This window comes from Streptomyces sp. NPDC054841 (assembly GCF_053611045.1).
The window spans coordinates 1-11,697 of sequence record NZ_JBSGZO010000265.1 but is presented as its reverse complement, the minus strand read 5'-3'; the positions used below and the strand labels follow the sequence as shown (position 1 = coordinate 11,697).

The 11,697-nt window shown below is 71.5% G+C and carries 12 protein-coding genes and 1 pseudogene; 5 read left to right on the top strand and 8 right to left on the bottom strand.

Going from position 1 to position 11,697, the window contains the following annotated elements:
• Positions 1–92 precede the first annotated feature (92 nt).
• Entirely contained in the window at positions 93–1,583 is a 1,491-nt protein-coding gene (locus tag ACWGI8_RS28475) for an MFS transporter (protein WP_453665171.1), read from the bottom strand.
• A gap of 87 nt (positions 1,584–1,670) precedes the next feature.
• Between ACWGI8_RS28475 and ACWGI8_RS28470 the strand changes: the two genes are divergently transcribed.
• A complete protein-coding gene (locus ACWGI8_RS28470) occupies positions 1,671–2,072 on the top strand; it encodes a MarR family winged helix-turn-helix transcriptional regulator (protein ID WP_453665170.1) in 402 nt (133 codons plus the stop codon).
• Positions 2,073–2,097: 25 nt separating this feature from the next.
• Here the strand turns inward: ACWGI8_RS28470 and ACWGI8_RS28465 are convergent, their stop codons facing one another.
• Together ACWGI8_RS28465 and ACWGI8_RS28460 are read right to left on the bottom strand one after the other, a co-directional pair.
• The gene (locus ACWGI8_RS28465) at positions 2,098–2,838 is read right to left on the bottom strand and encodes a maleylpyruvate isomerase family mycothiol-dependent enzyme (RefSeq protein WP_453665168.1); all 741 of its coding nucleotides are present in this window, start codon (positions 2,836–2,838) and stop codon (positions 2,098–2,100) included.
• A 151-nt stretch (positions 2,839–2,989) separates the two neighbouring features.
• Positions 2,990–4,234 (bottom strand): MFS transporter, encoded by a 1,245-nt coding sequence (locus ACWGI8_RS28460; protein WP_453665167.1) that lies wholly within the window; start codon positions 4,232–4,234, stop codon positions 2,990–2,992.
• Positions 4,235–4,437: 203 nt separating this feature from the next.
• On the opposite strand from ACWGI8_RS28460, the gene ACWGI8_RS28455 reads away from it, so the two are divergent.
• On the top strand, positions 4,438–5,664 hold the full coding sequence (locus ACWGI8_RS28455) for an ROK family protein (protein ID WP_453665165.1): 1,227 nt from the start codon (positions 4,438–4,440) through the stop codon (positions 5,662–5,664).
• A 257-nt stretch (positions 5,665–5,921) separates the two neighbouring features.
• Entirely contained in the window at positions 5,922–6,704 is a 783-nt protein-coding gene (locus tag ACWGI8_RS28450; protein WP_453665163.1) for an SAM-dependent methyltransferase, read from the top strand.
• A 265-nt stretch (positions 6,705–6,969) separates the two neighbouring features.
• On the opposite strand, the pseudogene ACWGI8_RS28445 reads toward ACWGI8_RS28450, so the two are convergent.
• Positions 6,970–7,533, bottom strand: a pseudogene (locus tag ACWGI8_RS28445) (DUF4865 family protein); the annotation flags it as partial.
• A 13-nt stretch (positions 7,534–7,546) separates the two neighbouring features.
• A complete protein-coding gene (locus tag ACWGI8_RS28440) occupies positions 7,547–8,134 on the bottom strand; it encodes a TetR/AcrR family transcriptional regulator (protein WP_453665161.1) in 588 nt (195 codons plus the stop codon).
• Positions 8,135–8,341: 207 nt separating this feature from the next.
• Here ACWGI8_RS28440 and ACWGI8_RS28435 point away from each other — a divergent pair, with 207 nt between their 5' ends.
• Complete coding sequence (locus tag ACWGI8_RS28435) at positions 8,342–8,620, top strand: SHOCT domain-containing protein (protein WP_453665159.1); 279 nt, start codon at positions 8,342–8,344, stop codon at positions 8,618–8,620.
• Positions 8,621–8,734: 114 nt separating this feature from the next.
• Here the strand turns inward: ACWGI8_RS28435 and ACWGI8_RS28430 are convergent, their stop codons facing one another.
• A complete protein-coding gene (locus ACWGI8_RS28430) occupies positions 8,735–9,259 on the bottom strand; it encodes an ATP-binding protein (RefSeq protein ID WP_453665157.1) in 525 nt (174 codons plus the stop codon).
• A gap of 185 nt (positions 9,260–9,444) precedes the next feature.
• Complete coding sequence (locus ACWGI8_RS28425) at positions 9,445–9,762, bottom strand: hypothetical protein (RefSeq protein ID WP_453665153.1); 318 nt, start codon at positions 9,760–9,762, stop codon at positions 9,445–9,447.
• Positions 9,763–9,947: 185 nt separating this feature from the next.
• Here ACWGI8_RS28425 and ACWGI8_RS28420 point away from each other — a divergent pair, with 185 nt between their 5' ends.
• A complete protein-coding gene (locus ACWGI8_RS28420) occupies positions 9,948–11,063 on the top strand; it encodes a PLP-dependent cysteine synthase family protein (protein WP_453665152.1) in 1,116 nt (371 codons plus the stop codon).
• Position 11,064: 1 nt separating this feature from the next.
• Here the strand turns inward: ACWGI8_RS28420 and ACWGI8_RS28415 are convergent, their stop codons facing one another.
• Positions 11,065–11,535 (bottom strand): SRPBCC family protein, encoded by a 471-nt coding sequence (locus ACWGI8_RS28415; protein WP_453665150.1) that lies wholly within the window; start codon positions 11,533–11,535, stop codon positions 11,065–11,067.
• Positions 11,536–11,697: the final 162 nt, after the last annotated feature.

Sequence of the window (11,697 nt, the reverse complement as noted above, 5' to 3'; positions counted from 1 at the left end):
CACACCGCCGCCCCGCCGTGTCCCCGGGGCCGTGTCCCTGAGCCGTATTACCCCAGGTTCCTGTCTCTGTCTCTGTCCCTGGGCCGGGCCGGTCAGTCGCGGGCGCCGACGGGCTCGTCGGCGGTGACCTGCCGTACCGGCTCGGACTTCGCGACCACGACCGTGTGCTGCGCGGCGCGGCGTGCACGCAGCCCGGTCAGCGTGATCAGCAGCCCGGCCGCCGCGATCGCGGTGACCACCACAAGGCCGGGCCGGTAGCTGTCGAGCACCGCCTGCGGGGAGCGGCCGGTGTCACCGGACGCTGTGATCACCGCGGTGACGACGGCGAGGAAGATCGCGCCGCCGACCTGGATCGAGGTGTTCAGCAGACCGGAGACCATGCCCTGCTCGTGGTCCTCCACCCCGTTGGTGGCCTGGATGTTGAGCGAGGGGAAGACCAGTGCGCACGCCGCGCCGAGCAGCAGCATCGACGGCAGGATCACCGCGGCGTAGCTCGGCGTCAGGTCGATCTGGAGGAAGAGCGCGTAGGCGAGCACCAGCAGCGAGAATCCGGTGGCGATCACCCGCGGGGTGCCGAACCGGTCCACGACCGAGCCGATCTTCGTCGAGGAGAGGGCCACCAGCGCGCCCGCCGGGAGGAAAGCCAGCGCCGTCTGAAGGGCCGACCAGCCGAGCAGGGACTGCATGTACTGCGTGACGAGGAACTGGAATCCGACGTACGAGCCGAAGAAGAACGCGGCGCCGAGGTTGGCCCGGATCTGGCTGCCCGAGCGCAGCACCCCCAGCCGGATCAGCGGGTGCGGGCTGCGTCGCTCGATCGTGACGAAGACCGCGAACAGCAGGGCCGTGGCCAGGAACGACAACAGCGTGCGAGCCGACGCCCAGCCCACCTCGGGCGCCTGCACCACGGTGAAGACCAGCAGCAGCATCGAGGCGGTGCCGGTGACGGCGCCCGGGACGTCGTACCCCTTCCCGGAGTCCTCACGGCTGCTGCGGGGGATCAGCCTCATGCCCACGACGAGCGCGATCAGCGCGATGGGTGCGGGCAGCAGCATCGTCAGCCGCCAGCTGACTTCGGTGAGCAGCCCGGAGAGGACCAGGCCCATGGAGAAGCCGGTCGCGGCGCAGGTGGTGTAGATCGACAGGGCACGGTTGCGCTGCGGGCCCTCCTTGAAGGTCGTCGTGATGATCGAGAGTCCCGCGGGAGCGGTGAACGCGGCGCTCAGGCCCTTGATGAAGCGGCTCGCGATGAGCAGCGGTCCGGAGTCGACGAGCCCGCCCAGCAGGGAGGCCAGCGCGAAGACGGCGAGGGCGACCAGGAAGACCCGGCGCCTGCCCAGCAGGTCGGCCGCGCGGCCGCCGAGCAGCAGCAGCCCGCCGTAGCCGAGGATGTAGCCGCTGACGATCCACTGCAGGGCCGAGGTGGACAGGCCGAGGTCGGTGGCGATGGACGGCAGGGCGACGCCGACCATCGACACATCGAGGGCGTCGAGGAACATCGCTGCGCAGAGCACCAGGAGGGTGCCCCACAGCCGCGGCGTCCAGCGTTCCTGTGATGCGGGGACATTGAGCGGAGAGGTCATGGGCAGCACGCTACATGCACATGCATTGAATGCAAACGCATTTAATTCCGGTGCAACAAAGTGGGTCTTCTCTGCTAACGTGCGGTCATGGCGGCGAAGAAGTCCGAGCGCGCGCTCGTGGAGGAATGGCGGGGCGTCCTCGCGCTGCACGCGCGCACGATGTGCGAGCTGGACCGGGAGCTCCATCAGCACGGGCTGGGTGCGAGCGACTTCGAGGTTCTTGATGTGCTCGCCGAGTGCACCGTGGAGGACGACGACTCGTCCTGCCGCGTGCAGGAGCTGGCATCCCGGGTGCATCTGAGCCAGAGCGCGCTCTCGCGCCTCGTGGCACGGCTGGAGAAGGACGGCCTGGTGACCCGCGTGATGTGCAGCGAGGACCGGCGCGGGGTGCGGGTGGAGCTCACGGCCAAGGGCCGCGAGCGCCATGCGGAGGTGCAGCCGCTGCAGCGGGCGGTGCTCTCCCGGATGCTGGCGACTCCCGCCGGCTGACCGTCCGGGACGAGTCGGACGCGGCTCAGGACCAGGTGATCGCGGAGTTCTCGCGCCACAGTCGCGCGAGTTCCGCATCGCCCGTCACGGTCACGGCGTCGAGCGGCAGCCGGTTCCACAGCGCGAGGTGGAGCCGCCCGGCGGGGCCGCTCAGCTCGCAGTCCGCCGGTCCTGCTCCCGTGCGCCCGGTGCGCGGCGGCTCCGGGGACAGCCGTACGGTCCAGACGTCGTCCGTGTCCGTGGCCCGTACCCGCAGGGTCCGCGGCGAGTCCGTCCGCACACGGCTCCTGGAGCGGGCGTGGAAGGCACACAGCAACTCGTCGATGCCGTCCGCCGCGAGCCGGGTGGGTACGGGGCCGGGCTCGCCGAGCGCGGACTCGGCATCCACGCGGTGCACGGCGGTCTCATGCGTCTGGCGCCGCGCCCAGAAGGCCAGTGGCGAGGGCGCGGGCAGGAAACTCCAGCAGTCGAGATCGTCGGGGGCCTCGGTCAGCGCCCCGACCAGCAGCCCGTGACCGTCCCGGAACCACTCCAGCAGATCGTCCCCGTCCAGGTCCGGCTCGCCCGAGTCCGGGTGGTACGTCGTGTGCCCCTCGGCCACGAACGCCGTCGCCCAGCGGTGCACCATGCCGGTGTGCCGCAGGAGGTCCCTGATCTGCCATCCCGGGCAGGTGGGCACAGGTGCGTCCGGGCCCGCCTTGTCGGCGGCGACGGCCAGCAACTGGCCCTCCCTGACGAGACACTTGATCAGCTCGGCGGTCTCCATGCGGGCATTGTGCCAGCGCAGTCAGGTGCCGTGGGGGTGTGCGGAATGTCGTTTGGCGCGCAGCGTGCGCACGAACGAGCCGAGCGCGAACGCCTGGACCGGCACCGACAGGGCCGGCGCCGTCCGTCGTCGGGCGTACGCCTGAGTGCGGCTACTCGTCCCGTGGCTGCTCGTCCCGCGCCGCCGCCGGGCTCCGCCGGGCCGAGTAGCCGATCAGGGCGGCCGCGGCGGCCAGCGCCGCCACCGTAGTCAGGGCCACGGGCAGCGAGACCCAGTCGGCGAGAAAGCCGATCGCGGGCGGTCCGACGAGCATCCCGCCGTAGCCCAGTGTGGACGCGGCGGCCACGCCCCCCGGCCCGGCCAGGGACCCGGCGCGGGCCACGGCCACCGGAAAGATGTTCGCCAGCCCGAGACCGGTCACGGCGAAGCCGAGCAGCGCGAGCCACACCGTCGGCGCCAGCGCGCCGAGCAGCATGCCCGCCGAGGCGGTTGCGCCGCCCGCGACCAGCGTCCGCGTCTGGCCGAGCCGCTCCAGCAGGGTCGTGCCCGAGAGCCGGCCCACCGTCATGAAGAGCGCGAAGAGCGAGTACCCGGCGGCCGCGATGCCCGGGTGTGCGTCCAGGTCCTGCTCCAGGTGCAGCGCCCCCCAGTCGGCCAGTGCCCCCTCGCCGTACGCCGTGCACAGCGCGATCACGCCGAAGAGCGTGACGAGCCGGCGGGTACGTCCGGTCGGGCGGGCCGGTCGGGCCGTCGGTGCGCCGGTCCGCTCGGGGACCGCGGGTGAGGGATGACGCAGCAGCTCAGGACCGGCCGCGGCGGTCAGCAGCAGCCCGATGCCGGTGAGTGCGAAGAGATGCGTGGCGGGGGAGAGGCCCGCGGCGACCAGTCCGCCGAGACCGGCGCCGATCATGCCACCGAGGCTGAACGCGGCGTGGAAGCTCGGCATGACCGGCCGTCGCAGTGCCGCGACCAGATCCACGGCGGCGCTGTTCATGGCCACGTTGATCCCGCCGTACGCGACGCCGAACACCAGCAGTACGAGGCCGAGTGCGAGCGCCGAACGGGTCTGTGCGGGGAGTGCGATGCCCAGCGACATCAGGGCCCCGGCGGCGACGGTCACGGGATGGCTCCCGAAGCGCCGGCACAGCCGCCCGGTGAGGGTCATCGTCACGACTGCGCCGGCCGACACCCCCAGGAGCGCGAGCCCCAGATCACCGGCCGAGGCGCCGGTCTGCTGCTTGATGGCGGGGATGCGGACCACCCAGCCGGCGAAGAGAAAGCCGTCGAGTGCGAAGAAGACGGTCAGCGCGGTGCGGAGGCGGGTGAGGGAGCGGGTGGCGGGTTCTCCGCCGTGGCCCCCCGTAGCGGCCGTCCGTAGTTTGTTTAGTAGCGGCACAAACTCAGCATAGGGCCCGCCGGCTCACCCGTACAACCGCGCGGGACAACATCACGAGCGCCCTCATGCACCCTCCCGGCCCGTCGCCGTGACTCCCCCTCCTCGCGTCCGTACGAACGCGCCGGGCCGGCAGGGCGCGTACGAAACGGCCACCCGCCACCGGACCGCCCGTTCACCTCCGGGATCATGGGAGACTCGCCCCCATGAACGGCAAGGAGACGAGCACCCGGACGAGGCTGGAGAGAGGCCGCGGCGCACTCGGCCCCGCACTGGAACTGGTTCACACGGGCCGGGCGCCCACCCGGGCCGTACTCACCGCCGAGCTGGGCGTCACACGCGCCACCGCGGGCGCCGTCGCCGCCGAACTCGAAGCGCTCGGTCTGATCCGCGTCGACTCCCGGCCGGGCGCCGCCGCCGGTTCCCAGGGCCGCCCCTCGCACCGGCTCGCCGTGGACGACACCGGCCCCGTCGTGCTGGCCGCCCAGGTGCACGCCGACGGTTTCCGGGCCGCGCTCGTCGGGCTCGGCGGCACGATCGCCGCGACCGCCCCCGGCTGTGTGACGGTCTCCGCCGACCCGGCCCAGGTCCTCGGCGAGGTCGTCGAGGCCGGTGCGGCGCTGCTGCGCGCCAGTGGGCGGCGGTGCGTCGGCGCCGGGCTCGCCGTCCCCTCCGCCGTGGCCGAGCCCGAGGGCACCGCGCTGAACCCGCTGCATCTGGCCTGGCCCGCGGGTGCCCCCGTCCGCGACATCTTCGCCGAACGCGTCCGCGCGGCAGGCATCACAGGACCTGCTTTCACCGGCAACGACGTCAATCTCGCCGCCCTCGCCGAACACCGGCACGGCGCCGGCCGCGGCGCCCAGCACCTGCTCTGCGTCGCCACCGGACACCGCGGCGTCGGCGGCGCGCTCGTCCTCGACGGCCGGCTGCACACGGGCAGCTCCGGCCTCGCCCTGGAGGTCGGCCACCTCACCGTCAATCCCGAGGGCCGCCCCTGCTACTGCGGCAGCCGCGGCTGCCTCGACGTCGAGGCCGACCCCCTGGCCTTCCTCACCGCCGCCGGCCGCGACCCGGGCCCCGAGGTGTCCCTGCTCCAGCAGTCCCGCGACCTGCTCCGTACGGAGTACGACGACCCATCGGTACGGGCGGCGGCCGAGGAACTCGTCGACCGCCTCGGCCTCGGCCTCGCGGGTCTGGTGAACATCCTCAACCCGGACCGCATCATCCTCGGCGGCCTCCACCGCGAACTCCTCGACGCGGACCCGGAACGACTGCGCGCGGTGGTCGCCGACCGCAGCCTCTGGGGCCGCAGCGGCGGCGTCCCGATCCTGCCGTGCACCCTCGACCACAACAGCCTGGTGGGCGCGGCGGAGCTGGCATGGCAGCCGGTGCTGGACGATCCGCTGAGCGTGCTGCCCCAGCGAGTGTCCTGAACGCGGGCGAACACGGGCACGTCGACGACCGGCGGCGTCGGCACCGGAGCACGCCCGGTCAACCATCGGGCCGGCCTGCCAGGTTCGCGACGAGTCGCGCCGGGAGTCCGTCCGAGCACCGGGCAGCCGAGGCAGTGAACCGGAACTGAGGCAGTGACGGCAGCCGAAGCAGGGAACGGGCACTGAGGCAGTGAACAGGCAGCCGAAGCAGGGAATCCGGGTGTGCGAACGGCACGCCTGTCGTAACGTTCCGCGCCATGACCGACACTGATCTTCCGCCCCGGCTCACCCGCCTCACCTTCCACGGGCCTCTCTCCGAAGCCCGGGCCGCGCAGCTGGTCGCGCGGCTCACCCGTCAGGAACCGGCCACGGTCCTCGACATCGGCTGCGGCTGGGGCGAGTTGATGCTGCGGGTGCTCGAAGCGGCGCCGGGCGCGAAGGGCGTGGGGATCGATCTCAACGGCGAGGATCTCGCGCGTGGACGCCGGGGCGCTGCCGCGCGTGGGCTCGGCGGGCGCGTCGAGTTCGTCGAGGAGTCCGCCGCCGGCACCGGCCGCGGGCCGGCCGACGTCGTCCTGTGCGTGGGTTCCGGGCAGGCACTGCTCGACCCGGAGGCCGCAACCGGAGGCGGGACCCTGACCGTCACCACCGCCGCGCTCAAGGCACTGCGCTCGCTGGTCACCCCGGGCGGACGGGTGCTCTTCGGCGAGGGCTTCTGGCAGCGCACCCCCAGCCCGGAGGAACTGGCCGCGATGTGGCCGGACGCCCGTGCTGACGAGCACCTTCCCCTGGTCGCCCTCACCGAGGCCGCCACGGCCGCCGGATTCCGTATCGAGTGGATCGAGACGGCGACCGAGGAGGAGTGGGAACACTTCGAGTCCGGCTACCTCGCAGGCCTGGAGGAGTGGCTCGCCACGCACGACGGCCACCCGGCGGCCGCCGAGACCCGGGACCGTGTGGACCGTCACCGGGCCCGCTGGCTGCGCGGCTACCGAGGAGTGCTGGGCCTCGCCTACCTCACTCTGATCCCGGTCGGCTGAGGCAGGGTCCGGGGCCCGGCGGCCGGCGGTCCGCAGTCATGGGTCGCCGGCGGCGCGAGGCCCAGGTCGTGTCTTCAAAGATCCGTCTGCCCGGCGGCGTCTGGCACGCACCCTCGCTGCGTTGTCGTCAGTCGCCGATGCTCCGCATGGACTCCATCCTCCGCCTTGCGATCTCCCCCGTAGCCCTTCGGGCACGGGAGGTGCCCCCAGCACCGGACACCGCCGGGCCCGCCCTCCGGGCGGACGACGCTGCTTCGAAGACGTTCCCCAGAACGGCGCGGTGCGGCGCGGACACATGGAGCACCTGGAAGGGCTCGCCGTGTCCCAACGGAGAACCGTCTGCCCAGAGCGTGAAGTGGACCAGCTCCCAGTGCCCGGGATCGATGGCCACCGCGGACGCCACCACGCCCTCAGTGTCCACGAGTTCATGGTGTGCTTCCAGCGCTCGCTCCACCGCTCCGGCGGGCTGCTCGTCGTCCCCGAGGCGCACCCTGCGGCGCGTGGCGGTTCGTGGGGCGGCCGCGGACGCCGAGCCCTCCCCGTACGCGAGACCCGCCCAGTGCCGCACCCGCGGCCGCCCGAAATCGTTCACGACTCCCTGGAAACCGGGTCCCCGGAGAAAGGAGTTCATTCCCTCGGGCGTCGTCCACAGGTAGAACGGTGCGTACTCGTTCACCGCCGAGCCGTCGGCGCGCTCTCGCATCAGATACGCCTTGAGGCCGAGCCCTGGAAAGTCGTCGAGCAGGTGTCCCTTCGTGGCGACGCGCCTGCGGATGATCTCCATGTCGTAGTCGGCTGGCAGGGTGATCGCGTACTGCATGGCATGCACGGCCTTGACTCCTTCACCGGTCGGACGAGTTGCCGGGCGCGAGCAGGGCGAGCAGGCCCCGCACACCCGTATCGAAGGCGGCCGTCGAACCGGACGCCCGCGCGAGCACATAGCCCCCCTGCACCGTCGCGACGATCAGCGCCGCGATCTCGCCGGGGACCAGCGAGGCACTGAACTCGCCCCGCCCCTGCCCCTCTTCGACGATTCCCTCGAGCCGCTCCCGCAGCCAGTCGAGCGTCTCGTCGACCGGCGCGCGCAACTCGTCACTGGCGATGACGTCCGGGTCCATCGTCAGCCGCCCGACAGGACAGCCACGCAGGACATCGCGCTCGCGCAGCAGGTACGCCGAGATGCGCTCGTACGCCGGTCCGGGGCCGCCGAGCGGCACCTCGGCGGCGGTGCGCATCTCCTCGGCCGTGCGACGGATCGCGGCCAGCGCGAGATCCGGCTTGCCCGCGAAGTGGTGGTACATGCTGCCCTGCCCCGCGCCTGCCTGCTGCTGGATCGCCTTGGGGCTGGTGCCCACATAGCCGCGCTCCCACAGCAGCTCGCGGGTGGCTTCGATCAGCCGCTCGGAGGTGCTCATGCATCTACTGTACATACTAGTAGGTACAGAAGGGGGAGGACCGGAGAGCGCGGGGGAGAGCGCGGGAAGACCGGAGAACGCGCGGGGATCGGAAGCAGGCGCGAAGGCGCCGCATACTCCCCGGGTGGTACCCGAAGTGCCGCTGGCCGTACGACGACCCGGGCCTCCTCTCGGCGCGACTCTCGAATCGCACGAGACGTCACTACCGAGGAGCTGACCAAGATGAACACCCTGGCCTACGACGGACCCGGCCCATGGGTCCTGCTCTTTCCGCTGATCTGGGCAGCCGCGATCTTCGGCGGCATCACCCTCCTGCGCCGCACCGGCAGGCGCGGCCGGCCCGGTCCCTGGCAGCATCGCGTCATGCACGGCGAGCCGTCGCCGATCGCCGTGCTCGGCCGACGGTTCGCCGCCGGTGAGATCGACGAGGACGAGTACTGGCGCCGGCTGTCCGTCCTGGACGAGCAGTTCGGACCGCACTCCAAGGGTGGCGCGGTGTAACGACCGCGACCGGCTGCGCCGCCGGCCCGGGTCGCGTACCGCGGGCGCCGTCCGTTGCCCGGTCGGCGCCCCGCCGCTGTCCGGCGCCCTGTCCGGCTCCCGCTTGTCGACCGGTCAGGTCGCCAGGGCCGACCGGACCGTGGCACGCTCGCGCGGCTCGGCCCCGACGACCGCGAAGGGTTCGTCCGCCGCTGCCGCCCCGCACACCGAAGCGACCGAGTACGGCAGCGGGGCCGCCACCGGCAGCGACGCCGGGAGCGAGAACCAGACGATCTTGCCGGCGTCACCCTTGGGCAGCACCCCCCAGCTCTCGCACACCGCGTCGATCATTGCGAGTCCGCGCCCGGTGGTCTCCAGCGGTCCGGCCGTGCCGATCGTCGGAATCCGTGGATCGTGGTCGTGCACCTTGACGGTGAGCCGGTCGAGGAGCAGCTCGATCTCGACGGTGCACAGCTTGTCCGGCTGAGCGTGCCGGTGGACATTGGTCAGCAATTCCGTGACGCCGAGCGCTGCCTGGTCGATCAAGGGATCGAGATGCCAGTAGCGCAGCTGCGCCGACACGATTCTGCGGACCTGACCGATCCGCGACGGCAAAGCCTGGAGCTCCACCGTGCAATGCCTGCTTGCCTCGCTGATCACGGCTGCGACTCCCCGAATAGGTCCGGAAGAAGACGAAGGATCGGATCCAGCAGTTGGCTGCCTGCTGTCTGCGCCGGCGGGCTGGGTCACAGTGTCACCGCCGGTGAACCCTGAGTGATGTAGTCAAGCGTGAACCAGGAGTGACGACTTCGCAACTCCGCGTACGGGCGCCCCGCGCGGCACCATCAGCCGTGGCTGCCGCCGGCCCTGCGCAGTGCCTCCAGGAACCGGCCCGTCAGCGCACCGCCCTCCGGCCCGTGGTCCGGCCCGCCCATGTGCAGCCGGTAGCGCGTGCCGTTGACCGTCGCGACCGTGCTGTCACCGCCCGCGAACCAGGGCCTGCCGGCCCGTACCGCCCGCACGGGCGCGCTGTCGATCACCCGCCCATAGCTCGTCAGCAGCGCAAGCCTGCCGTCCTCGATGACGACCTGACCGGCCTTGGTGAGCGAGCGGGGCCACCGCTCGATCCGCACACCCATGGCGTTGAACTCCGGCTCTGACATGGCCGCCGCCCCCTTCGCACGTGCTCCTGCATCTCAGTCTGCCCATGCAACCGCACGGACACCAGGGCGCATCCCCGAACACTCCCACAAGGCAGCCCTATGGAACCCCAAAGTCAACGTTTGTGCAGGTGAGGGGCTTATTGTTGGCAGTGGGGAGAGGTTTCCCAGAGTGAGGAGCGGGGCGCATGAGCACCTATGAAGCGTTGGCCACCATAGACGTGGACCGCAGCGATCCGGCGTACCGGGCCTGGCTGAAAGAGGCCGTACGCAAGGTGCAGGCCGACGCGAACCGCTCGGCCGACACCCACCTGCTGCGCTTCCCACTGCCCGAGCAGTGGGGGATCGACCTCTACCTCAAGGACGAGTCCACGCATCCCACCGGCAGCCTCAAGCACCGCCTGGCGCGTTCGCTGTTCCTCTACGGGCTCTGCAACGGCTGGATCAGGCCGGGCAAGCCCGTCATCGAGGCCTCCAGCGGCTCAACCGCCGTCTCCGAGGCGTACTTCGCCAAGCTCATCGGAGTGCCGTTCATCGCCGTGATGCCGCGCACCACCAGTGCCGAGAAGTGCCGGCTGATCGAATTCCACGGCGGACAGTGCCACTTCGTGGACGACTCGCGGAAGATGTACGAGGAGTCCGCCGCCCTCGCCGCGCAGACCGGCGGCCACTACATGGACCAGTTCACCTACGCCGAGCGGGCCACCGACTGGCGCGGCAACAACAACATCGCGGAATCGGTCTACCAGCAGCTGAAGTTGGAGCGCTACCCGGAACCCGCGTGGATCGTCGCCACCGCGGGTACCGGCGGCACGTCGGCGACCATCGCCCGCTACGTCCACTACATGCAGTACGACACCAGGATCTGTGTGCCCGACCCGGAGAACTCCTGTTTCTTCGACGGCTGGACCCAGGGCGATCCGCTCGCCACCAGCGACTGTGGCTCGCGCATAGAAGGCATCGGCCGGCCGCGTATGGAGCCGAGCTTCGTCCCTGGGGCCATCGACCGGATGATGAAGGTGCCCGACGCGGCGACCGTCGCCGCCGTACGCGCCCTGGAGCTGGCCATCGGCCGCAAGGCGGGCGGCTCCACCGGAACGGGGCTGTGGAGCGCCCTGAAAATCGTCGCGGAGATGGTGGCCGAGGGGGAGAAGGGCAGCGTGGTCACGCTGATCTGCGATTCGGGCGACCGCTATCTGGACAAGTACTACTCGGACGACTGGCTGGCCGGACAGGGCCTTGACATCGCCCCGTACGCCGCGGCGATCGAGCGGTTCCTGGACACCGGTGTCTGGCCGGACTGACTCAGGTCGCCAGCCGCCGGTCGAGATTGCGCACGGCGTCCCGGAACGCGCGGCCGACACCGGGGCGCCCCAGACGCAGGGCCAGCCGGAACGGGGCGGCCCCTGCGGCCGCCATGGTCCACTGCACCCGGGTCCCGGACCCGGTCGGTGTGAGCCGCCACTCCTCCAGCATCGCCCGCACGCCCGGCGCGTTGGTCTCGTCGACGCGGTACGCGTACCGCGAGCCCGGCTCCGCGCTCATGATCGTCTCCTGGAAGCGCGTGCCACCGCGCAACCGGACCTCCCGGCCCGCGCCCCCGCCGGTCGGCCGCGCCGAGGTCACCGCCGTGAACCAGGCGGGCCAGCCCTCGACATCCTCGGCGAGCGCGCGGTACACGGCCGAGGGCTCGGCACGCACTTCGGCCGCGAAGACGAGGCGCAGCGGTGCGGAATCGACGAAGTCGAGTTCCACGGGCCTCAATCGGTGAGCCATGAACCGTAACCTCCGGGCAGCAGGGCAGGGGCCCGCACACGATAGCTGGCGGACCGTCAGATGGGCACTAGGGCGTGTTGCGAAAGTCCCGCCTGGCCCGCGACGCCTGGCACGCACGCTCGCTGCGTAGTCGGACTCATCCAAGTACGCCCAGTACGAGGA

Bases quoted from the DNA above. Each gene is read 5' to 3' on its own strand.
- ACWGI8_RS28475 (WP_453665171.1), bottom strand. From the start codon at position 1,583: ATGACCTCTCCGCTCAATGTCCCCGCATCACAGGAACGCTGGACGCCG.
- ACWGI8_RS28470 (WP_453665170.1), top strand. From the start codon at position 1,671: ATGGCGGCGAAGAAGTCCGAGCGCGCGCTCGTGGAGGAATGGCGGGGC.
- ACWGI8_RS28465 (WP_453665168.1), bottom strand. From the start codon at position 2,838: ATGGAGACCGCCGAGCTGATCAAGTGTCTCGTCAGGGAGGGCCAGTTG.
- ACWGI8_RS28455 (WP_453665165.1), top strand. From the start codon at position 4,438: ATGAACGGCAAGGAGACGAGCACCCGGACGAGGCTGGAGAGAGGCCGC.
- ACWGI8_RS28450 (WP_453665163.1), top strand. From the start codon at position 5,922: ATGACCGACACTGATCTTCCGCCCCGGCTCACCCGCCTCACCTTCCAC.
- ACWGI8_RS28440 (WP_453665161.1), bottom strand. From the start codon at position 8,134: ATGTACAGTAGATGCATGAGCACCTCCGAGCGGCTGATCGAAGCCACC.
- ACWGI8_RS28435 (WP_453665159.1), top strand. From the start codon at position 8,342: ATGAACACCCTGGCCTACGACGGACCCGGCCCATGGGTCCTGCTCTTT.
- ACWGI8_RS28425 (WP_453665153.1), bottom strand. From the start codon at position 9,762: ATGTCAGAGCCGGAGTTCAACGCCATGGGTGTGCGGATCGAGCGGTGG.
- ACWGI8_RS28420 (WP_453665152.1), top strand. From the start codon at position 9,948: ATGAGCACCTATGAAGCGTTGGCCACCATAGACGTGGACCGCAGCGAT.
- ACWGI8_RS28415 (WP_453665150.1), bottom strand. From the start codon at position 11,535: ATGGCTCACCGATTGAGGCCCGTGGAACTCGACTTCGTCGATTCCGCA.